This is a genomic window from Planctomycetaceae bacterium (assembly GCA_021371795.1).
Classification (GTDB): domain Bacteria; phylum Planctomycetota; class Phycisphaerae; order Sedimentisphaerales; family UBA12454; genus UBA12454.
In genome coordinates this window covers 322014-342653 of record JAJFVK010000019.1, presented here as the reverse complement: position 1 = coordinate 342653, position 20640 = coordinate 322014, and the positions used below count along the sequence as shown (strand labels likewise).

Below are 20640 nucleotides of genomic sequence, written 5' to 3'. Positions count from 1 at the left end.
GATGTACTATAAATGTTATTAATGAATAATGAAAAATTAAAATAGGTAATTTAGTAAAGGAAGAAAAAAATGAAAAAAACGATTATTATGTCTGTAATGGTTGCCATATTACTTGGATTTGCAGGCTTTGCCAAGGCGGCGGAGCCAAACAAGCCTGTAAGACCTCAAAGGCCGCATTTTGACCCGAATGCTATTGTCGGAAAAGTTGAAGTAACACAAGACGCCAATGGCGCTGTAACATCGGTGAAAATAAAGGGCAGAAGAAACGGCGATTTTAACGTTGTTTTGGATGAAAAAGGCAAAGAACTCGCAGCGATGGCAGATAAATTTGTCAGAGTTACCGGTAAAAAAGAGACCAAAGATGGTGTACAATGGCTGACAGTTGAAACCATTCAGGAAATTAAACGGGCAAGACCTGCCGATCCTAATCAGATTCGCAGACGCCCCAACGCACCAGGTGCCCAAAAATAATTGTTGAAATATAAAAGCGCACTAAAGCCGATGGCAATTTCCCATCGGCTTTTTTATTTATGCAATATTTAAATTCTTCAAAGCGTCTATATGTGCAGACCGTACAGAACAAGAACAGAATTTTATTTAAGGAGTTTAAGTATGAAAAACAAAGTTGCGTTATTTTTAATGATTGCAGCTATCGGGTTTGCTTTTGTCAGCATTTCACAGGCTGACCCGAATAGGCCGCAAAGGCCGCATTTCGACCCGAACGCCGTCAGAGGCATGGTTCAGGTTACGCTCAATGACAGCGGCACTGTTACTGCGATTAAAATCGAGAACAGAAGAAACAGTTGGAACATTGTACTCGACGCCAAAGGCCTTGAACTTGCAAAGTTAGCAAATAAGAGGGTCTTTGTTGAAGGCACAGTCGCAGAGCAAAACGGCGAAAAATGGGTAACCGTAACATCTTACAAAGAGATGCAGCGTCGGCAGGGCGGACGTGAGCGACATCGTGGCGATGACCCGAACGGTCCTCCGCCAGGCGGTCCTGATGGTCCACCTCCGGACGGCCCAGAAGGCGGCGAACAATAAGCAATTGATTTCAACCGGCGATAAACAATTCGCCGGTTTTTTATTTTTCAACCTTTTGCAATTCCTGTGATTTATCTTTTGACAAATCGATGTTTTGCAGGGCATCATCTTCTGGCAGAATCAAAAGCAATTCATTGCACTTGTCAATTTGACATTTGCCGTCGGCGATTTCAAAGTCGAGGATATGGCCGCCTTGTGTAAAATCTTTGCTCAAAAAATGAAAATGATAACCGCTGACGTTAATTCCTTTGACAAACGGCGGCGACCTGAATCCGACTATTGTTCCGGCAACATCGTTCATCTCAAACACCGGCTGCGTTTTGGCGACTTCCACAAGCGGCGGATACGGTTTGTTTTGAGCCGGTACGCTGCGGGTTTTCATATATTTGAATGTTCCGGTAATTTTAACGGCCAAAAACTGATTCTGATTTGGAAAATTTTCGTCAATCATCGACTCGGCAGTTTTGAAATTTCCTGATTTTAAATTAAATTGCGAATCTGTTTTGAATTCACACACTGACGCAAACGGCGTCTTGGCCGAAATGGCGGGGATGTAAACTTTGCCATCGGATTTAATCTGGTAAATTTTGCCGTCCAAAACCGCCATTTCGCCATCAAGCCTGTCGAATGTTCCAATCCCGAAATCGCCATAGTTTAGCAATTGCCGGCATTCTATTTGACCATCATACGCACCCGCCAGTAAGGCGTCTATGGTCGATGTTTGGGTTATTCTATCGGTCTGCGGCGTACATCCGGCAGCCAACAAAAGTACGAATACCACTAAGATTTTTTTCATATTGAACTCCCAATGTGAATTTAGACACAAATATATCAAAATACAAGTTTAAATTTATACCAAATTTTAGCTTGCCAAACGGGATTTTTTTCGTATTATTATTCGTCTATTGCCCAGGTGGCGGAACTGGCAGACGCACTAGCTTGAGGGGCTAGCGAGCTTCGGCTCATAGAGGTTCAAATCCTCTCCTGGGCATTTGGGCGGACATATAAGTTCGCCCCTACACAGAACTTCACCTAATTTCACTATGGATAAAAAACCAATAATAGGAATACTCGGCGGTATTTCGTCTGGTAAAAGCACTGTTGCAAAGCAATTTGAGACATTGGGCTGTGCTGTTATAGACGCCGACAGGATAGCAAAAGACCTGCTTTTAGCCGATGATGTCAAGAAAGAGATTCGTGAGGCTTTCAGCGATGGGGTTTTTGATTCGGCAGGTAACGTAGATAAAACCAAACTGGCTGAAGCGGCTTTTAATAGTCCTGCTGCTGTCGGCACGATAAACAATATTATACATCCGCGAGTAATGCAAATTACCGAAACGCTTATCGAAAAATGTCAGATGGATGAAAAGATAAAAGCGATAGTATTGGATGTTCCGTTGCTTATAGAAGTCGGATGGGAAAACAGGTGTGATAAACTCGTCTTTGTGGCTTGTGATGAACAATTAAGGTTCAAAAGAGCGGCTAAAAGAGGCCATTTAGACGAAAATTTGTTAAAAAAACGAGAAAAATTCCAAATTTCTCTGGACAAGAAGCGAAAAATATCGCATTATATAGTTAATAATAACGAAGACCTTTCGGAGCTGACAAAACAAATCAGCGAGATTTTTCCCGCTTTAATTTCCAAGGAATGAGCGTTTTTTTGTATTATAGTACATCGGCGGGTATTCACGTACTACTATGGATGTTAATTATTCGTGTTGTTCTCCGCGGGTAAGGCGAAGCCGGCAAAGAAGTTGGCAAATCTCGCAACGCGCGAGTAATAATACCAATTGGTATAATTACATAGGTTAAAGGCAAATCGCATCGACCGTCTATGTTGACAGGTTGTTCTAAATCGTAAAGTTTTGCCAAAGAAAATTTATTTATACACAAAATTCTAAAATTTTAGTCGAATTTAAAAGGTCAAAAATTTTAGGAAGGAGCTAAAATGGCCAAATCGGAAAAACCAGATGACAGAAATCCACGCAGACGTAAATATACGAAGAGGAACGATGCAGAGTCTCAACCGGTAGAATCTGCAAAGCAGACAGTTGACGCACCTCCGGTGCCGCAGGAAGAACCCTCGGTTCAGCCGCAGGCGGCGCAGCAGACACAGCCGCAAGCTCCTGCTCCTTCTCAGCCACAGACAACGCAACCACAGACTCCGGCCGTCGCAAACGGTCAAAGCAATCAGAGCCAGAGCGACCAGGAGAAGAGTGATTACGAATCTACCCATGCAAAATACGAACGCATCAAACGCGGCAATCTTCACATAACAGACCTGCAGAAAATGACAGTATCTGAACTTCATGAAGTTTGCAAACGTGAAGGCGTTAATGAATATACAGGAATGAAGAAGCAGGAGTTGATTTTCAAAATCCTGAAAGAGAGAATCCAGTCGAACGGTTTGATGTACGGCGAAGGCGTTCTCGAAGTTCTGCCCGATGGCTATGGCTTCCTCCGTAATACAGAGTACAATTATCTTTCAAGTCCTGACGATATTTATGTATCGCCGTCACAGATTAAACGTTTCGGCTTGCGAACAGGCGCTGTTGTAAGCGGCCAGATTCGTCCGCCAAAGGATTCGGAAAAATATTTCGCGCTTCTTCGCGTTGAAGCGATTAACTTTGAAGAGCCGGACAAGCTCGTTGAGAAGGTGAACTTCAGCGATTTGACGCCGCTGCATCCAGAGAAGCGTTTTTACCTTGAAACTCGCAGTGACGAACTGAATATGCGTATTATCGATATGGTAACGCCGGTCGGTAAGGGCCAGCGTGGTCTTATCGTAGCTCCGCCGCGTACTGGTAAAACCGTGTTGATGCAGAAAATCGCAAACTCCATCAGCACAAATAATCCTGAAGTAAAATTAATCGTTCTGCTTATTGATGAGCGTCCTGAAGAAGTAACGGAAATGGAACGCAAAGTCGCTCGCGATGTTGAAGTTATTAGTTCGACATTCGATGAGCCTGCATCAAGACACTGCCAAGTTGCGGAAATGGTTATCGAAAAGGCCAAACGTATGGTCGAATACGGCCAGGATGTTGTGATTCTGCTTGACTCGATTACAAGGCTTGCAAGAGCATATAATACTGAAGTGCCGCATTCAGGCAAGATTCTGACTGGTGGTGTTGACGCCAACGCGATGCAAATGCCGAAAAAGTTCTTCGGTGCTGCAAGAAATATTGAAGAAGGCGGTTCACTTTCGATTTTTGCAACGGCTCTTGTCGACACAGGTTCGAAAATGGACGAAGTTATTTTCGAAGAGTTCAAAGCGACAGGCAATATGGAATTGCATTTAGACAGAAGACTTGTCGAACGACGCGTATGGCCTGCAATCGATATCAGTAAGAGCGGTACGAGACGCGAAGAACTGCTGCTCGACCAGAAAGAACTTGAGCTGATTTACAGATTGAGACGCGTATTGAGCGAACTTAATCCTGTCGAAGCGGTCGAACTGCTAAAGAGCAGACTGGCCAAATGCAAGACGAATGCCGAGTTCCTGATGTCAATGAAACTCGATTAGTACCGATTAGTCAAAAAAAACAAAGCCCCTTGATAACTTGCGTAAGAGCGGTGTCAAAGGGGCTTTTCTTTAATGAAAATTAAAAGTCAAAATTTAAAATGCAAAATTAAGGTGTCCCTTACGGGATAGATTTTAAATTATGATGGAAACAAAATACCGCATCTATTTAATTTACATCGTACTGGCGATTATCACATTTGCCGTTTACGAACCGATACTTCATAACAGTTTTGTCAGTTTCGACGACGATTCGTATATCTATGACAATCCGCATATAACTTCAGGCCTGAATATAAACAACATCGTGTGGGCGTTTACGAATATTCACTCCAATAATTACCATCCGCTGACTTCTATTTCACACATGCTGGATTGCCAACTTTATAAGCTGCATCCGGGCGGACATCATTTAACTAATCTTGTTTTCCATCTGGCCAACACTGCTCTGCTATTCTTTGTCTTGAGCAGTATGACAAAACGAATATGGGCGAGCGCATTTGTCGCGGCACTTTTTGCGCTGCATCCGATGCACGTCGAATCAGTTGCCTGGGCAAGCGAAAGAAAAGATGTTTTGAGTGCTTTCTTCTGGTTACTGACAATGCTGGCTTATTGGCATTATGTACAGAACAAATCTAAAAGATATTATGTTTTAACGCTCATTACATTTACGCTTGGATTGCTTTCAAAACCGATGCTTGTAACACTGCCGTGCGTTTTGCTGCTGCTGGATTATTGGCCGCTGCAAAGATTAAAGAATGTAAAGTTAAAACTGCTTATTGCGGAAAAGATTCCATTTTTCGCACTTTCGGGAATTTTGAGTATTGTTACATTTTTGGTTCAGCGTCAGATGGGTATAGTAAAGGATATGATGCGTTATCCTTTTACCTGGCGGCTGGAAAACGCCATCGCTTCTTATGTAATATATATAGAAAAAATGTTTTGGCCGTTTAATCTGGCGATATTTTATCCGCACCCAAAAGGGACTATCTCGCCGGCTCATACGGTTACTGCGATATTGATTCTGGCGGTTGTAACGATTTTTGCTCTGCAGAAAATTCGCAGCAAACCATATCTTGCAATCGGTTGGCTGTGGTTTATGGGGACGCTTGTTCCTGTTATCGGTTTGTTTCAGGTTGGTATGCAGTCGCACGCTGACCGATACACTTATATTCCTTACATCGGTTTGTTTATCGCAATTACGTGGTTGGTCTGCGATGTGCCTGCAAAAATAAACTCGCGAAAACTATTTTACGGAGTATTCGCAGGGCTGCTGCTTTTTTCGCTCGGCATTAAAACTTATATCCAAAATATGTTTTGGCAGAATAATTATACGCTATATTCGCACGCGATAGATGTGGTGGACAAAAACTGGTGGGCGTATGGATTTCTCGGCGTGGCGATGGGAAAGCAGGGTGAGTATGATGTAGCCGAAGATATGTTGAAAAAATCGCTGGAGATTTCGCCGGATAACGCGTCGATGTATTACGAGTTGGCCAAGATAAGCCTTTACAAAGGCGACTGGAAACTGGCGATTAAAATGTATGAAAAGCTGCTGCCGCCTCTGCCGGATGATGTAAACGATGAACGAAATGTAAATGTGTCGAGATTCGATTATCCGATGCTTCGGAATATGTATATAAACGCGAACATCAATATGGCCATTGCTCTGACTAACGAAGGCAGATACGCTGAATCGCAGCGGCGATATAAAGAAGCCCTGTGGCTCGTACCGGATTTGCAGGCGGCAAAAGACGGGCTCAAAAGAATCGAAGAGTTAATGCGCAAATCTTCAGAAACAAAAGACGCAAACGCAAATTAAGTTCTGAAAAGTGCAAACCAATTATACGGACTTGTGAAAACATGTCTCGTGAGCCAAAACTCTGATATGGTTATCGTGATAACCATTAGAGCAATCATTAGCATTACTGCTTTAGAGCCCAACTTGCCGAATAACTTCCAGATTCCATCTATGTAAATCAGCAAGAATGGCACCAATACAGAAGAGATAACTCTTCCGGCGACAAAATAAGGTCTATCTCTGGATGGCGACAGGCAATTATGGTAATCATATAATATCGAAGCAAAAGCCTGTAGAAATATCGCTGCTGCAATCACAAGAAAACTTAACCCCATAACAATATGATAAGTTGCAGTATTTTTCTTGTAATTATAAATATATATAAAGAGAAAAATGGCAGTAAATATGATTGATGATTTTATATAGAATTGGTCTGCGATGTTCGAAGATATACAATTCCAGTGCCAGGCTAATTCGCCTCGCCAGAATGTTTCAATTAATGACGTGAAAAATTGGCTTATACCATCGTCAAGAAAAAAAGGGTGATTCCATAATTGGTTGAAAGGTTTTGGTGTCCAGCCCCAATATTTCGCCTTATACCGTATACCAGCCAAATCTCCGAAGACAAAATAATTGCGAATCATCCATATTGAAACAGGTACCAGGAATGCGGAAAGAAGAATACCAATGCGGAAAAAGCATAAACTTGTACGTTCCTTTTTTATTTTTAATATGATAATTACCAAAACGAGCATTAATAACGCCGCATTTGGCATTCTGGTCAAAAACAATGCCGCGGCAAGTAATCCTGCAAAAAAATGATACTTCAGGGACATATTTTCAAAATATATCCTGATCGCCATAAGAAAGAAAATAACAAATAATAACGGCGGCAATGTATCGGAACTAAGCGTATAAAAAACATCCTGCGGAAAGAAGGCAAGTAAAAGCGGCACGGCTAATTGCTGGTGCACATTGGAAAAGCATATTTGTGCCAATCGCCAGGAAAACCAAATCAAAGCCATAAAAACCGGTACATTTATCAGCCTTGTCCAGAAAACAAGCATAGCGTCAGAAATGCCGAGAATCTCACCGGCCCTGTACCACATTCCCGCTAAAAAATAATAAACAGGAGGTGAAGAAATTTCGTAATTAATTTTTTTCTTATATTTTTCAATTAATTTAACATATATATCAGAATTAACAAAATCCTCTTGACGCCACAAAGGCCGACAACTGTTCGTATCCGTAGATAAGTATTCCGGACTGCCGTAAATAACCGCATCCTGAATTGTCTTGCTGCTGAAGTTTTTATAATGGCCAGGTAAAGATCCTCTTGAATATTTGTAAATTAAATCGAAATGTTCTTTTTCATCAATTGCATTGAAAAAAGGAAATATTAAGCAGAAAAATAAAATTCGCAATCCGCCGATTACGCATAAAGCTATTACGATTCGCCGGGAATTTACGTCTGTTTGCTCTGTTTTAGCACAAATCAAATCCATAATTGTATAATAATTGAAGATTTAATTTTCGCAAGCAAATAAAAGATAACAAATTGCTTTAATTGCCTGACTAAGTATAATAAGGCAAGATTTTTTTCAGGATAATATATAATGATTAATCGTTTTTCGGCCAATATAATTTTGCTTGCCATAATGTGTGGAGCTTTTTTTCTCATTGCCAATCTTGGCAATCAGTACCTATGGCAGGATGAAGCAGAGACTGCGCTTGTCAGCAAGACAATTCTCACCGAAGGTGTGCCTCGCGGCTACGATGGCAAAAATTTCTTTTCGCAGGAACTCGGCAGCGACTACGGCAAAAATTATATCTGGCACAGGCTTATGTGGCTGCCTTATTATACAGTCGCGGGATGTTACGCGGTCTTCGGTGTTTCCACGATTACCAGCAGGCTGCCGTTTGCGTTGTTCGGCATCGCATCGGTTTATTTGACTTATCTTTTTGTGCTTAAGTGGTGGGGCTCAGAGCGAAAGGCCTTACTTAGTGCGACGATGCTGACGTTTTGCGTTGCATTTTTAATTCTGTGCAGGCAATGCAGGTATTACAGTCTGGTGATATTTTTTTCAATGCTTTCACTGTATGCTTATGCGATGTTTCTGGAGCAAAAAAAATATTCCCGCCTAATGCTTGTTCTGTCTGCAACGCTGCTGTTTCACAGTCAGCATATCAATATCGGCATCATATTCGGCACGACACTTCTGCACACAATGATTTTTCGTCGAAACAGACTAAAAGATTTGCTGATTGTCATCGCAGCCGTTTTAATCATCAATGGCCCGTGGATTATCTGGCTGACGGGGATAAATTTCGCTGTCGCGTATGGAACAAACGTGATGCCTTTTTATCTGTCAATCGTATTGATGATTTCAGATATTGTGCATTATGTGTTCCCGCCGTGGCTATTGCTGCTTGCGGCCGGTTTGCTGATTTTCAAGAGAATCAAAACAGGGGCTTTCTTCGCCGATAAGCACGCAATGCTTGAAAAAATATCGCTGCCGATTTTCTTTATAATTTTCAATATGCTCACGATTTTAATCGTCAGTCCTTTCCCGTTTTTCCGATATATGGCGCCGTCGATTCCGATACTTATAATTCTAATGGCTTTGATAATCGATATGGCCGCAGGTGTGCACAGTCTTTTGGCGGCAGCGGCGATTATTGCGGTAATCGCGACCGGTCAATTCAGATATTATATTTATGAAATAACGCACGATTTTGACGGGCCTATGGAAGGAATTTGCAAATATCTGAACGAACACGGCGAGCCGAACGATACTGTCGCGATTGATTATGGTGATATGCCTGTGAAATTCTACACGAAAATGCGTGTTGTCGGCGGACTTACAGGAGAAAATCTTGAGCCGGCGAAAAACGCCAAATGGGTTATACTGCGAAAATACTCCAATTGCAGCAAGGACATAGAAGTCAAACGGTATTTAATTCAAAATATTAATTTTGTAAATTACCGAAGAGTTGTTATAGATTATCCTGATACCATGAACGAAAACAGAGAATATCCAGGTCAGCACTACTTCGCGACGCAAAAGTATGAGGACAGAGTGGTAATATACGAAAGAATGAACTAAAAATGGCTAAAAACCTTTACATAATCGACGGACATTCACATATTTATGCGGCATATTACGCGCCGTTGAATCAAAGGCTAACCAGCCCAAAAGGCGAGCCGACGAAGGCCGTCTATATTTTCACGACTATTCTGCTCAAACTGCTTGAGAACAAAAAGCCTGATATGCTCGTTGTCGCGATGGACTCAAAGGAGCCGAGTTTCCGTGCGGAGATTTACAAGGCATACAAAGCGCACAGGCAGCCAATGCCTGAAGATATGCCGATGCAGATTAAACGCATAGAGCAGATTCTCGAGGCGATGAATATTCCGATTGTCCGGCAGAGCACTTTCGAGGCCGACGATATAATAGGTACGCTTGCCGCAAAAGGCGCCGAGCAGGGAATGGATGTTTACATCTGTTCTAAAGACAAGGATATGAACCAACTGCTGGCCAATAAGGGCGTTCGGCTTTATGACGCAAGAAGCGATGCGGTTACAGATGCGGCGGCATTCAAAAAAGAAACAGGACTTGAGCCTGAACAGTTTATCGATGTGCTGGCCTTGCAGGGCGATAAAGCGGATAACGTGCCGGGAGTGCCGGATGTCGGCCCTAAAACGGCAATCGACTGGATAATTAAATACGGTTCGCTCGAAAAATTATACGAACACGCCGACGAAATCAAAAGCAAGCGAGGCGATAATCTGCGAAACTCTAAAGAACTGGCGTTTTTGAGTAAACAGCTTGTAACAATCAATTGCCGGATGCCGATTGAAATCGACAAAGAAAAATTCACGGTGGGAAAATTTGACGAAGCGAAACTGTCGGCAATTTTCATGGAACTTGGGTTTAACAGACTTATAACGCAGTTGAATTTAAAGCCCGCTGAAAGACCCGCACAGGCAGCAGGTTCACTTTTTGATTCACAGGAAGAAACGCCGGCACCATCATCATCCGGCGAATATAACACAATAAAAACGGTCAAGCACAATTATCATTTAATAGATACACCTGAAAAGCTCGACGAATTTGCCGATGAACTGAAAATGCAAAAGATTTTTGCCGTTGATACCGAAACCACATCTGTCTCTGCGCACAGGGCGGAACTTGTCGGAATGAGTTTTTCGTGGCAGCCTCACAGCGGTTACTATATCGCGGTAAAAGGGCCGATGATGTCAAAGCAGCTTGGCCTGTCGGTTGTGCAGAAAAAACTCGCGCCGATATTGGCGGACGAAAAAATCAAAAAAGTCTGTCAAAACGCTAAATACGATATGATTGTGCTGCACAATTCCAATATGTCGTTGAAAGGGCTTGCGTTCGATACAATGTTGGCGTCATATATTCTCGACGCCGAGCGAAGAAGCCATTCGATGGATAATATGGCGATGGACTTTTTGCATTATCAGCCTGTGCCTATTTCAGACCTTATCGGCAAGGGCAAGAATCAGCTTACCTTCGATATTGTTGATGCCGCCACAGCGTGCGATTATTCCAGTGAAGACGCGGATATAACTTTTCAGCTTTATCAGTATCTCAACAGTAAACTCAATGATGAGCCAACATTAAAAAAACTTTTCGAAGAAATTGAAATGCCGCTGGTCGATGTTCTTACAAAAATAGAACTCAATGGCGTTAAACTTGACACCTCGATTCTGAAAAATTTATCTTATGAAATCGACAGTCAATTGGAGCAGGCAGGCGAAGAAATTTATAAACTTGCCGGCAGAAAGTTTAACGTTGATTCGCCAAAACAGCTTGCGGATGTGCTTTTCAATGGTCTTGGCCTGAATCCGCCAAAGCAGGGCAAAACAGGTTTCAGTACAGATGCAGATGTGCTTGATGAGCTTTCCGGCGAACATCCGATTATTGCGGAGATTATTCAGTATCGCCAGTTAAGCAAACTCAAAAATACATACACCGACAAACTCGGCTCACTCATAAATCCGCGTACCGGCAGAGTACATGCAAGTTTCAACCAGATGATAACCGCCACAGGCCGGTTGAGTTCGTCCGACCCGAATCTGCAGAATATTCCAATCAGGACGGAAATCGGCAAAAAGATTCGCAGCGCGTTTATACCTGGCAACAAAGGCGACAAGATTATCAGTCTGGACTATTCGCAGATTGAGTTGAGAATGGTCGCGCATTTCAGCAATGACGCCGAGCTTAAAAAAGCGTTCGCAAACGATATGGACATTCACAGTTTCGTCGCTTCACAGATTTATAATGTCGATATCAATGATGTAACATCTGAAATGCGGTCGCGGTGCAAGGCGGTCAATTTCGGGTTGATTTACGGACAGGGTGCTTTCGGGCTAAGCAAGACGACAGGAATGAACGTCGGCGAAGCGAAAAAATTCATCGACGAGTACTTCGCAAAATACAGCTCTATTCAGCAGTTTAAGAAAGAAGCGATTGAAACCGCCCAAAAAACAGGTTACGCGGAAACAATTTGCGGACGCAGGCGAACAATTTCAGGTCTTGACAGTAAGAACGGCAATGTGCTTTCGCAGGCCCAACGGCTTGTAATTAATACGCTCGTGCAGGGTTCTGCTGCGGACTTGATAAAAATCGCGATGATTACAATTCAAAAACGAATAGAGCAGGAAGAGCTTTCAGCAAAAATGATTCTGCAAATTCACGACGAATTAGTTTTTGAGTCCGACAGCGGCAAAGCGGAAAAGTACGCGAAAATTTTCAGCGATGAAATGACCGGCGCGATAAAACTTAATGTGCCGCTGAAAGTCGATGCAACCATCGGCGAAAGCTGGATGGAGTAACAAAGGCTAAAACGTTATGGGAAATTTCCCTGAAAATATCGCGAAAATACTAATCTTTACCGGTGCGGTTCTGATTTTAGCTGGCATCACGTTTTTTGTGCTGGGCAAAATGGGAATGTTTCGACTGCCGGGCGATATCGAAATGGGCGGGAAAAACTGGAAATTTTATTTTCCAATAACCTCTTGTATTGTCATATCAATAGTACTCACACTTGTTTTTTGGCTCATCGACCTTTTGAGAAAATAAAATAAATGCGTCAACTGTTCAAAGATAAGAATTTTCTGTGTCTGTGCCTGGCGGCATTCTTTATGAGTTCCTGCCAGCAGCTTATTTGGGTTGCCATGCCTTTTATTGTCAAGTCTCTGCACGGCAGCGATACTGATGTTGGGCTTTGTTTTATGGCACAGATGGCTGTGTACGTTTTCTTCTGCATTTGGGCAGGTGTAATCGCTCACCGGCTGCGGCCGAAGAAAGTGCTTATAATCGGTTCAATTGGGCAGATATTCGTGACGAGCGGAATTTTTGCGGTCGTCTGGTTCAGCTGCAAATTATTTGTCGGGCCGGTAACACAGCTTGTCTTTCTGATGTCAATGATTGGAATTATCACTGCTTTTTACTGGCCGGTGATAATGGGCTGGATTTCAAAAGGACACGAAGGCGCGGAGCTTACTAAAAGGTTCGGCCTGTACAACGTAACGTGGGGAATGGCGAATATGCTGCTGCCGATTGTCGGCGGTTATTTGATGGAAGTGAATTATCTTATGCCGATTGCAGGGGCATTTGTGATGATGTTCGGCGGACTTGCATCGGTATATTTTCTGACAAAGCCGTCGCCAAGAGGCAAAAATAGAATCAGCAAAACAGGCGATGTAATTATCGAACAGCTCAATCCTCTCAATATGCAGTTTGTTTGGGTCTCAAGAGTTGCGCTTCTGACAATGTACACCTGTGTCGGAATATATCGAAGTCAGCTTGGCATTCTTTATAAATATGAACTGGGATTCGGCGAGTCGATTTACGGCTGGTCGGTCTCGATGATGTGTCTGCTCAATGTTGTTGTGTTTTTCCTGATGGGCAGGAGCCACTGGTGGCACTACAAAAAAGGCTTTTATGCAGTTTCACAACTGCTTATTGTGATTAGCCTGCTGATGATTATTTTTTCACGAAATGTTTTTATTCAGCTTCTGGCGTCAGGACTTGCGGGCATTACTTATGCTGCCATTTACAGTTCGCACCAATATTACGGCGTTGCGGGCGGAAGAAACCGCTCCGGCAAAATGGCGATTCACGAAACCATTATCGGCGCAGGTTACGCAGGCGGCTCCATTCTCGGCGGAATAATCAGCGACCATTTCGGAAGACACTGGCCGTATGTATTCGGCTGCATAATTGTCGCAGCGGCAGGGATTATTCAGATTGCAGTGTGGTTTTCGCTGGGAAGAAAAAATACATCTCCGCTGGCGAATCCATAATTTTACATTTTTATTTTGAAATTTTAATTTTAGTTATCCGCGCGGGTGGAATTTTTTATGGATACTCCGCAGTCTGTCCTGATCAACGTGCGTATAAATCTGTGTAGTGGCGATATCGACATGGCCAAGCATTTCCTGAACGCTTCGCAGGTCTGCGCCGCCGCTTAAAAGATGCGTCGCAAAGCAATGACGCAGCGTATGCGTTGTCATTTGACGAGACAAACCGGAAAGGCGTGCGTATTTTTTCACAATTCGCCAAAGTTCAATTCTGCTCAAAGCTCTCCCTGTTCGTGAGAGAAAAAGCGAATCCTTGCTCATTGGCTTTTCGAGTTTTGGACGTAATTCCGTAAGGTATTCTTCTATTGCGTGGGCGGCAGATTTATTCAGAGGTACAATTCGCTCTTTGTTCCCTTTGCCGAGGCATCGTATGTATCCGATTTTCAAATTTACATCGCCGATTTTCAGACCCGCGACTTCACTGGCTCTTGTGCCAGTTGCGTAAAGCAATTCCAGCAGGGCATGATCGCGATGATGATATGGTTCTTTTTCGTCCGGACTATCCATTAATTTCCCGACCTGGTCTTTGCTGCATATCACCGGCAGTCTCTGCCAGAGTTTCGGACTTTCCATAAATATTGTCAAATCATCTTTTACACGACCTGTCAACATGCAAAAACGCAGAAACATCTTTATCGCAACCACCGCTCGGTTTATAGACGCTTCAGCCTTGCCTTGTTTTGCGAGTTTTTTTGAATAATCGTATAGATTGTTCGTAACGATTGCGTCGGGGTGTTGGATATCTTTGGAATCGCAAAAAATCGCAAAATCCCGCAAATCCCGGCCATAACCAAGAATGGTATTGCTGCACAGGCCGGCCTCGACAGTCATATAGTTCAAAAAAGCCTGTATTATCTTGCCAAATGACTGCTCATCGAGTTTAGCGTTTAAATTTTGTACCTGTGTTGACATAATCCTGTAAAAGTCCCATAAACAAGGTTTCGTATGTAAAAAACCGTCAAATGTTTCATTGCGATAGGCTTTATTCGTCAAAATTGTACCTTTAACCTTAATAATTTCGGCTTGAGAGAAAGGCATATACCGTTTATAATCCACCGTTTATTTAAAAGGATTGTAATATGCGAAAATCATGCTTGGTTCTACTTATGTTGGCGGCTGTTGTTTTGCTACACGGATGCGCACAAAAATATCAGGCTGCTCCCGAACCTAAATGCCTGTCAGGTATAGACCTCGATACCGCGATGAAGGCGTCAGAACAGGCTCTTGTCAGAATGAACTTTGTAATCGACAAGGCCGACGCCAATCTTGCGATTATGACGACAAGGCCGATGTCGGGCGCGCAATTTTTTGAATTATGGCGGAAAGACAACGTTGGCGGCTACAATACCGCTATGGCAAGTCTCCACAGCATTCAGCGAACCGCCGAATTGGGTTTTACCGGCAAGCAGGGCGAAATATGTATCGTTTGCAAGGTAAAAGTCGAGAGGCTCTCTATTCCGGAAAAGGATATCGATAGTGCCGGCAGAGTTTACTCTATGTTCTCAAGCAGTGGAGATACCGAGCAGAATTTGGCAATCAACGAAGAGCAGCGGGAGAAAATGGATTGGATAGATATCGGCAGAGACTATGGTCTTGAGTCGGTTATTCTTAAACGCATTGATAAACAAATCGCAACATCATTAGTGAAAGGCAAGAAGAAGATATGAATGTTTTAGTCTGCGGAGGAGCCGGATACATCGGCAGCAATATGACGGCGCTGCTCGGAGCAAGCGGACATAATCCGATTGTTTTCGATAATTTAAGCAAGGGACATAGAGACGCGGTTAAAAACGCAGAGCTTATCGTCGGCGACCTGGCGGATTTCGATTTACTTACAAAAGTTTTAAAAGACAAAAAAATCGACGCGGTGATGCACTTCGCGGCTTTTATCGAAGTAGGCGAATCGTGTGCTGCGCCGCTTGAGTATTATCGCAATAATTTTTCAAACACGTGTATGCTTTTGGCGGCGATGGAAAAAGTCGGTGTTAAAAAATTCGTATTCAGCAGCACAGCCGCGACTTACGGAATGCCAAAAACGGTGCCAATCACCGAAGACCTGCAAAAGGAGCCGATTAATCCTTACGGCGAATCTAAATGGGCGGTTGAGCGTATGTGTCATTTCCAGAGTTTGACCGGAAGATTAAATTACGCGGCTCTGCGGTATTTCAACGCCTGCGGCGCAGGTGGAAACGGTACACTCGGCGAAGACCACAAACCTGAATCTCACCTGATTCCGCTTGTTATAGCGGCCGCTATGGGCAAACGCGAAGACATAAAGGTTTTCGGCACAGATTATCCCACGCCGGACGGCACGTGCGTAAGAGATTATATTCATATCGAAGATTTGTGCACGGCTCATCTTCTGGCACTTGAAAAACTCGAAAACAATTCCGAACTCGTTTTCAACCTCGGCAACGGCAAAGGTTATTCAGTTCGTGAAGTTATCGAAACAGTAAAAAAAGTTTCAGGCAAAAACGTAAAAGTTACCGAAGTTGCACGCAGGGCAGGCGACCCGGCCGTGCTGACCGCCAATGCTTCAAAAGCTAAAAGTGTGCTCGGCTGGCGGGTAAAATATCCGCAGCTTGAAAAAATTGTCGAAACCGCCTGGTTATGGCACAGCAGAAATCCGGAAGGATACAAAAAATAATGAACGAGACAAAAAAAACAGCGTTGGCGTTTCTTAAAAAATATCAGATGGCTCATCAGGACATTGATATCGATGAAAATGTAAAAGTATTTATCGATGAAATGCAGAAAGGGTTGGAAGGCCAAAAAAGTTCACTCGATATGATTCCGACTTTTATCGAAGTTAAAAATGATATTCCCGTTGATAAGTCTGTTATAGTTATAGACGCAGGCGGCACGAATTTTCGTTGTGCTTCAGTCAGTTTTAATGAAAAGAAAGAGCCAATTATTGAAAACCTGCAAAAACACATAATGCCGGGCGTCGAGAAAGAAGTTACCAAAGAAGAATTTTTCGATACTATGGCGTATTATATCAGGGATATCATTAATATATCAGCAAAAATAGGATTTTGCTTTTCCTATCCCACAGAAATTCTGCCAACCAAAGACGGGAAACTTCTGCGCTTCGCCAAAGAGATAAAGATTAAACAGGTGCTCGGTCAGACAATTGGCCAGAATTTGAATTGCGGCCTGCAGCGAATCGGTTTGTCTCCTGACAAACAGGCTATCATTTTGAATGATACCGTCGCATCGCTGCTTAGCGGAGTGAACTACAAAAACAGAATGTTCAGCGGTTACATTGGTTTTATTCTCGGTACGGGAACGAATTGCTGTTATATCGAAAAGAACGGCAACATAAAAAAACGCAGCGACCTTGAACTGTCCGACAGCCAGATTATTAACTGCGAGTCCGGCGGTTTCGGCAAATTTCAGTTGGGAGAAATTGACACGGCGTTTGATAAATCGACAAGTAATCCCGGCGTGCACGTGTTTGAGAAATTTATTTCCGGCGCTTATCTTGGTGCACTCTGTCTTTTAACATTACAAATCGCGGCAAATGACGGTTTATTCTCTAAAAACACAGCGGACGAAATTGCGAACCTGAAAAATCTCGGCACGATAGAAATAAACGAGTTTATGTATTATCCTTACGGCTATAACAGACTCGCGAGTATCTGCAAAAAAGGACAAGGCGGCGATATGCAATTGGTTTATTATATTTGCGACAGCATAATTGAACGAGCAGCGAAACTGTCGGCCATAAATATTTCGGCTGTGGCGGTAAAATCAGCTTGCACTACAAGCCCCGATAAACCGCTCTGCATTGTAGCCGAAGGCACTACGTTCTATCATCTTAAAGGCCTCAAGAGCAGAACGGAATATTATTTGAAACAGTATCTGGAAAATCAGTGCGGGATTTCTTATGACATTATCAATGTCGATAACGCTACGTTGATTGGCGCGGCCATCGCGGGTTTGACGAATTAGTTTTCGCTAAAGCAATTCTTCGAGGATTTCGCAGGCTGATTTTACATAGTCCGGGCAGAATTGTTTGATAAGATTATTGTCTTTAGCCTTTTGCAAGCCCGCCGGTGTGCTGATATCGCAGCCTAATAATTCTGCACAGCTTAATGTTTTATGACGTTCTTTAAATTTTTTGGCGAACTTGGTCGCAACTTCTATATTTTTCATTTTCGCGGCAATATCGTCAGCTTTAATTCTGCCGTGCTTTAATCCGATAACCATTAACGCGCCTGTAACTGCGCCGCAGGTTTGGTTCAGGTGCATCCCGCCGCCGAATGAACTGCCGATTTTGAGTGCGATATTTTTATCAACGCCGAACTGGTTGCAAAACGCCGCCAATACAGCCTGTGAACATGAGAAACCTTCTTTTTGAAGTGCCAGTGCTTTATCGGTTGCGTTCATTTATTATCTCTTAGTTTTAACTTCTGATATTGCCTTTTCAAGAAGGTTGGCAAGCCCTAACTTATTTGCCCATATTTTTAGATAGTCATAGTCAATCTTATTCTTTTGTACAGATAAAACGCCTTTGACATCCGACCATTGTCGGTCTGAAGCGCAATCCGCCATTTTATACCATTTAAGCTTTAAGAGGATAACATCTTCAGGCGATACTAATGAAAATTCTTTCGCAATAGATTCATCTATCTTATTCTTATGACTTCGTGCAATAAGGGTGTTTTCAAATTCACTATTTGGAATAAATATGTCTATCTTAAAAACCGCATCAAGATGTATTATATTAAAGCTGCTTTTTGAATTTACAGCCTGATACATAGCTTCTTTACTGATATAAAAATGACCGCTTACTTTTTCATAAAGCGATTCAGCAGCTGGTATGGAAAGTTGTACGGTAATATCCGCATCCTGCGTAAAACGAGGCGTACCAAATATCGAACTTGCGACAGAGCCTCCAATCGCATATTTTATATTCAGCTCGTCAAATATGTCTGCGAGAATTTTAAGAACTTCGGCTTGTTGTGGTGTGCTCATCTGTTTTTCCATAAACTCTGTCGTAAAGTTCCTCACCCAAATGTTCTTTTGCCCAGATTTGTTTAACTTCCTTCTCTGTCGCATTGGGATATCTCATTCTGATTCCCGCTTTTGCAAGCGACTGGCCAAAATCGTAAGCGTCGCAAACAATCCTGAATTTTTCCGCAGGACTCATTTTGCGGTAAAGCTCATACTGGATTTCAAGAACTTCTTGTGGTGTGTCGCTTATCATTTTTTATCCGCGTGGGCTAAAGCCCACCCTACATATTCATTATTTTTATCTCTGTGTTCTCTGTGAGCTCTGTGGCCAACAAAAAGCCGATGGTGGGATTCGAACCCAAAACCTCGGCTTTACGAAAGCCGCGCTCTACCGTTGAGCTACACCGGCGAAACTAATTGAAGATTGAAGATTTAATATTGAAAATTGATATATCCAAACAAAATCCGTCACTTCCATTACACTCTATATATAACGTTTTTTTTGTTTTTGTAAAGATTTAAAAACACTTGAAATGTGCCGGTTTATATGCTATAAAATATTGGTACAAAAAATGAACCAATTTCAATGTTAGATAAATGATTATTTAATAAGGATTTACGATATTTTATGTTATTTTGCAGTACAGGAAACCCGCAAGCCAGTCTGGCGGCAGAAGACCTTAAGGCAAATCTTTTTTCTGCGTTAGATAAAATCGGAGCAAGAAAAAAAGTATTGGTTCTTGGGCCGGATATAACGCGAATGTATTCGCGAGCAGGCGAGCTTACATATATGGCTTATCAATATTACGGCGACAAGCTGACAGATATTCTGCCGGCACTCGGTACGCACGTGCCTATGACCGAAGAAGAAATCAAAACGATGTACGGTCAGACGCCTGTGAATCTTTTCAGGAAACATAACTGGCGAACAGATATTGTTACGCTTGGAAATGTGCCGGGTGAGTTTGTTAAAAAAGTAACGGATGGCAAACTCGATTATGAATGGCCTGCGCAGGTAAATAAACTTCTTGTCGAGGGCGGTTTTGATTTGATTTTGTCTGTTGGGCAGGTTGTGCCGCACGAAGTCGCGGGAATGGCGAATTATAACAAAAATATTTTTGTCGGCACCGGCGGTCAGGAAGGCATTAACAAAAGTCACTTCATCGGCGCAGTCTGTAATATGGAAAAGATTATGGGCAGGGCGGACAATCCTGTGCGAAAAGTTTTCAATTACGCATCGGATAATTTCTCAAAGCATCTGCCGATAGTTTACGTTCAGACGGTTCTTGCTCCCGACGCACAAAGAAAATTGCAGACAAGGGGATTATTCATCGGCGATGATATTGAATGTTTCAATCGGGCGGCTGAACTTTCGTTAAAAGTCAATTTCATAATGCTTGATGAGCCGATTAAAAAAGCCGTGGTCTATCTCGACCCGCACGAATATAAAAGCACCTGGCTGGGCAATAAAAGCATTTACAGAACGCGAATGGCGATGGCTGACAACGGCCAATTAGTTGTGCTTGCGCCGGGCGTAAAGGAATTCGGCGAAGACAAACAAATTGACGTGCTTATCAGGAAGTACGGCTATGTCGGCACGGAAAAAGTACTGGCGGCTGTTAAGAATAACGACGATTTAAAAGCAAACTTAAGCGCAGCGGCGCATCTCATTCACGGCTCAAGCGAAGGCAGATTTAAGATAACATACTGCCCCGGCAAGCTGACGAGAAAAGAAGTTGAGTCGGTAAATTTCGAATATGCAGATTTAAATGAAATGCTGGACAGGTATAACCCAGCGAATCTTCAAAATGGTTACAATACAATGCCTGACGGCGAAAAAATATTTTTCATATCCAATCCGGGTATGGGCCTTTGGGCATATAAAAACAGATTTAATCAATAAATAAGGAGTAATGCAAA

At 42.8% G+C, this 20640-nt stretch carries 19 protein-coding genes and 2 tRNA genes; 14 read left to right on the top strand and 7 right to left on the bottom strand.

Annotated elements, in window-relative coordinates:
- Nucleotides 1-69 precede the first annotated feature (69 nt).
- Nucleotides 70-471, top strand: coding sequence for a hypothetical protein (locus tag LLF92_10190; protein ID MCE5341473.1), 402 nt, complete (start codon nucleotides 70-72; stop codon nucleotides 469-471).
- A 141-nt stretch (nucleotides 472-612) separates the two neighbouring features.
- Nucleotides 613-1044, top strand: a complete 432-nt coding sequence (locus LLF92_10185; GenBank protein ID MCE5341472.1) for a hypothetical protein — start codon at nucleotides 613-615, stop codon at nucleotides 1042-1044.
- Nucleotides 1045-1084: 40 nt separating this feature from the next.
- Here the strand turns inward: LLF92_10185 and budA are convergent, their stop codons facing one another.
- Complete coding sequence (gene budA / locus LLF92_10180) at nucleotides 1085-1840, bottom strand: acetolactate decarboxylase (protein MCE5341471.1); 756 nt, start codon at nucleotides 1838-1840, stop codon at nucleotides 1085-1087.
- A gap of 111 nt (nucleotides 1841-1951) precedes the next feature.
- On the opposite strand from budA, the gene LLF92_10175 reads away from it, so the two are divergent.
- The 4 genes from LLF92_10175 to LLF92_10160 all read left to right on the top strand — a co-directional run bounded on the left by LLF92_10175 (nucleotide 1952) and on the right by LLF92_10160 (nucleotide 6386).
- Nucleotides 1952-2035 (top strand) — tRNA-Leu (locus tag LLF92_10175).
- Between the two features lie 52 nt (nucleotides 2036-2087).
- Entirely contained in the window at nucleotides 2088-2696 is a 609-nt protein-coding gene (gene coaE / locus LLF92_10170; GenBank protein ID MCE5341470.1) for a dephospho-CoA kinase, read from the top strand.
- A gap of 599 nt (nucleotides 2697-3295) precedes the next feature.
- On the top strand, nucleotides 3296-4567 hold the full coding sequence (rho, locus tag LLF92_10165; GenBank protein ID MCE5341469.1) for a transcription termination factor Rho: 1272 nt from the start codon (nucleotides 3296-3298) through the stop codon (nucleotides 4565-4567).
- A gap of 139 nt (nucleotides 4568-4706) precedes the next feature.
- Nucleotides 4707-6386, top strand: coding sequence for a tetratricopeptide repeat protein (locus LLF92_10160; GenBank protein ID MCE5341468.1), 1680 nt, complete (start codon nucleotides 4707-4709; stop codon nucleotides 6384-6386).
- Here the strand turns inward: LLF92_10160 and LLF92_10155 are convergent.
- Entirely contained in the window at nucleotides 6383-7864 is a 1482-nt protein-coding gene (locus tag LLF92_10155; protein ID MCE5341467.1) for a DUF2142 domain-containing protein, read from the bottom strand. The genes LLF92_10160 and LLF92_10155 overlap by 4 nt on opposite strands.
- 117 nt (nucleotides 7865-7981) lie before the next feature.
- On the opposite strand from LLF92_10155, the gene LLF92_10150 reads away from it, so the two are divergent.
- From LLF92_10150 to LLF92_10135, 4 genes are read left to right on the top strand one after another with little or no spacing between them, the layout of a single operon-like run.
- Entirely contained in the window at nucleotides 7982-9472 is a 1491-nt protein-coding gene (locus LLF92_10150) for a glycosyltransferase family 39 protein (protein ID MCE5341466.1), read from the top strand.
- A 2-nt stretch (nucleotides 9473-9474) separates the two neighbouring features.
- Nucleotides 9475-12231, top strand: a complete 2757-nt coding sequence (gene polA / locus LLF92_10145; protein MCE5341465.1) for a DNA polymerase I — start codon at nucleotides 9475-9477, stop codon at nucleotides 12229-12231.
- A gap of 16 nt (nucleotides 12232-12247) precedes the next feature.
- Nucleotides 12248-12478, top strand: a complete 231-nt coding sequence (locus tag LLF92_10140; protein ID MCE5341464.1) for a DUF2905 domain-containing protein — start codon at nucleotides 12248-12250, stop codon at nucleotides 12476-12478.
- A gap of 5 nt (nucleotides 12479-12483) precedes the next feature.
- Complete coding sequence (locus tag LLF92_10135) at nucleotides 12484-13704, top strand: MFS transporter (protein MCE5341463.1); 1221 nt, start codon at nucleotides 12484-12486, stop codon at nucleotides 13702-13704.
- Nucleotides 13705-13737: 33 nt separating this feature from the next.
- On the opposite strand, the gene xerD is transcribed toward LLF92_10135, so the two are convergent.
- Nucleotides 13738-14673 carry a site-specific tyrosine recombinase XerD gene (gene xerD, locus LLF92_10130; protein ID MCE5341462.1) on the bottom strand — a complete coding sequence of 312 codons (936 nt, stop codon included), beginning with the start codon at nucleotides 14671-14673 and terminating at the stop codon, nucleotides 13738-13740.
- Nucleotides 14674-14840: 167 nt separating this feature from the next.
- Here xerD and LLF92_10125 point away from each other — a divergent pair, with 167 nt between their 5' ends.
- From LLF92_10125 to LLF92_10115, 3 genes are read left to right on the top strand one after another with little or no spacing between them, the layout of a single operon-like run.
- Entirely contained in the window at nucleotides 14841-15428 is a 588-nt protein-coding gene (locus tag LLF92_10125) for a hypothetical protein (GenBank protein MCE5341461.1), read from the top strand.
- Nucleotides 15425-16408: a UDP-glucose 4-epimerase GalE gene (galE, locus tag LLF92_10120; GenBank protein MCE5341460.1), complete on the top strand. Its 984-nt coding sequence runs from the start codon at nucleotides 15425-15427 to the stop codon at nucleotides 16406-16408. The genes LLF92_10125 and galE overlap by 4 nt, the downstream gene beginning before the upstream one ends.
- A complete protein-coding gene (locus LLF92_10115; GenBank protein ID MCE5341459.1) occupies nucleotides 16408-17715 on the top strand; it encodes a hypothetical protein in 1308 nt (435 codons plus the stop codon). Before galE ends, LLF92_10115 begins: the two co-directional genes overlap by 1 nt.
- A gap of 6 nt (nucleotides 17716-17721) precedes the next feature.
- Here LLF92_10115 and LLF92_10110 read toward each other — a convergent pair whose 3' ends face one another.
- The 4 genes from LLF92_10110 to LLF92_10095 all read right to left on the bottom strand — a co-directional run bounded on the left by LLF92_10110 (nucleotide 17722) and on the right by LLF92_10095 (nucleotide 19129).
- Nucleotides 17722-18153 (bottom strand): C-GCAxxG-C-C family protein, encoded by a 432-nt coding sequence (locus tag LLF92_10110; GenBank protein MCE5341458.1) that lies wholly within the window; start codon nucleotides 18151-18153, stop codon nucleotides 17722-17724.
- A gap of 3 nt (nucleotides 18154-18156) precedes the next feature.
- Nucleotides 18157-18753, bottom strand: coding sequence for a hypothetical protein (locus LLF92_10105; protein ID MCE5341457.1), 597 nt, complete (start codon nucleotides 18751-18753; stop codon nucleotides 18157-18159).
- Complete coding sequence (locus tag LLF92_10100; GenBank protein ID MCE5341456.1) at nucleotides 18710-18973, bottom strand: hypothetical protein; 264 nt, start codon at nucleotides 18971-18973, stop codon at nucleotides 18710-18712. Before LLF92_10100 ends, LLF92_10105 begins: the two co-directional genes overlap by 44 nt.
- An 84-nt stretch (nucleotides 18974-19057) precedes the next feature.
- Nucleotides 19058-19129 (bottom strand) — tRNA-Thr (locus tag LLF92_10095).
- 219 nt (nucleotides 19130-19348) lie between these two features.
- On the opposite strand from LLF92_10095, the gene LLF92_10090 reads away from it, so the two are divergent.
- Nucleotides 19349-20623, top strand: coding sequence for a lactate racemase domain-containing protein (locus tag LLF92_10090; GenBank protein ID MCE5341455.1), 1275 nt, complete (start codon nucleotides 19349-19351; stop codon nucleotides 20621-20623).
- Nucleotides 20624-20640: the final 17 nt, after the last annotated feature.

Excerpts from the sequence above, each read along its gene's own strand:
- LLF92_10190 (MCE5341473.1), top strand. The coding sequence starts at position 70 with ATGAAAAAAACGATTATTATGTCTGTAATGGTTGCCATATTACTTGGA.
- LLF92_10185 (MCE5341472.1), top strand. The coding sequence starts at position 613 with ATGAAAAACAAAGTTGCGTTATTTTTAATGATTGCAGCTATCGGGTTT.
- budA (MCE5341471.1), bottom strand. The coding sequence starts at position 1,840 with ATGAAAAAAATCTTAGTGGTATTCGTACTTTTGTTGGCTGCCGGATGT.
- coaE (MCE5341470.1), top strand. The coding sequence starts at position 2,088 with ATGGATAAAAAACCAATAATAGGAATACTCGGCGGTATTTCGTCTGGT.
- LLF92_10160 (MCE5341468.1), top strand. The coding sequence starts at position 4,707 with ATGATGGAAACAAAATACCGCATCTATTTAATTTACATCGTACTGGCG.
- LLF92_10150 (MCE5341466.1), top strand. The coding sequence starts at position 7,982 with ATGATTAATCGTTTTTCGGCCAATATAATTTTGCTTGCCATAATGTGT.
- polA (MCE5341465.1), top strand. The coding sequence starts at position 9,475 with ATGGCTAAAAACCTTTACATAATCGACGGACATTCACATATTTATGCG.
- LLF92_10140 (MCE5341464.1), top strand. The coding sequence starts at position 12,248 with ATGGGAAATTTCCCTGAAAATATCGCGAAAATACTAATCTTTACCGGT.
- LLF92_10135 (MCE5341463.1), top strand. The coding sequence starts at position 12,484 with ATGCGTCAACTGTTCAAAGATAAGAATTTTCTGTGTCTGTGCCTGGCG.
- xerD (MCE5341462.1), bottom strand. The coding sequence starts at position 14,673 with ATGTCAACACAGGTACAAAATTTAAACGCTAAACTCGATGAGCAGTCA.
- LLF92_10125 (MCE5341461.1), top strand. The coding sequence starts at position 14,841 with ATGCGAAAATCATGCTTGGTTCTACTTATGTTGGCGGCTGTTGTTTTG.
- galE (MCE5341460.1), top strand. The coding sequence starts at position 15,425 with ATGAATGTTTTAGTCTGCGGAGGAGCCGGATACATCGGCAGCAATATG.
- LLF92_10115 (MCE5341459.1), top strand. The coding sequence starts at position 16,408 with ATGAACGAGACAAAAAAAACAGCGTTGGCGTTTCTTAAAAAATATCAG.
- LLF92_10110 (MCE5341458.1), bottom strand. The coding sequence starts at position 18,153 with ATGAACGCAACCGATAAAGCACTGGCACTTCAAAAAGAAGGTTTCTCA.
- LLF92_10105 (MCE5341457.1), bottom strand. The coding sequence starts at position 18,753 with ATGGAAAAACAGATGAGCACACCACAACAAGCCGAAGTTCTTAAAATT.
- LLF92_10100 (MCE5341456.1), bottom strand. The coding sequence starts at position 18,973 with ATGATAAGCGACACACCACAAGAAGTTCTTGAAATCCAGTATGAGCTT.
- LLF92_10090 (MCE5341455.1), top strand. The coding sequence starts at position 19,349 with ATGTTATTTTGCAGTACAGGAAACCCGCAAGCCAGTCTGGCGGCAGAA.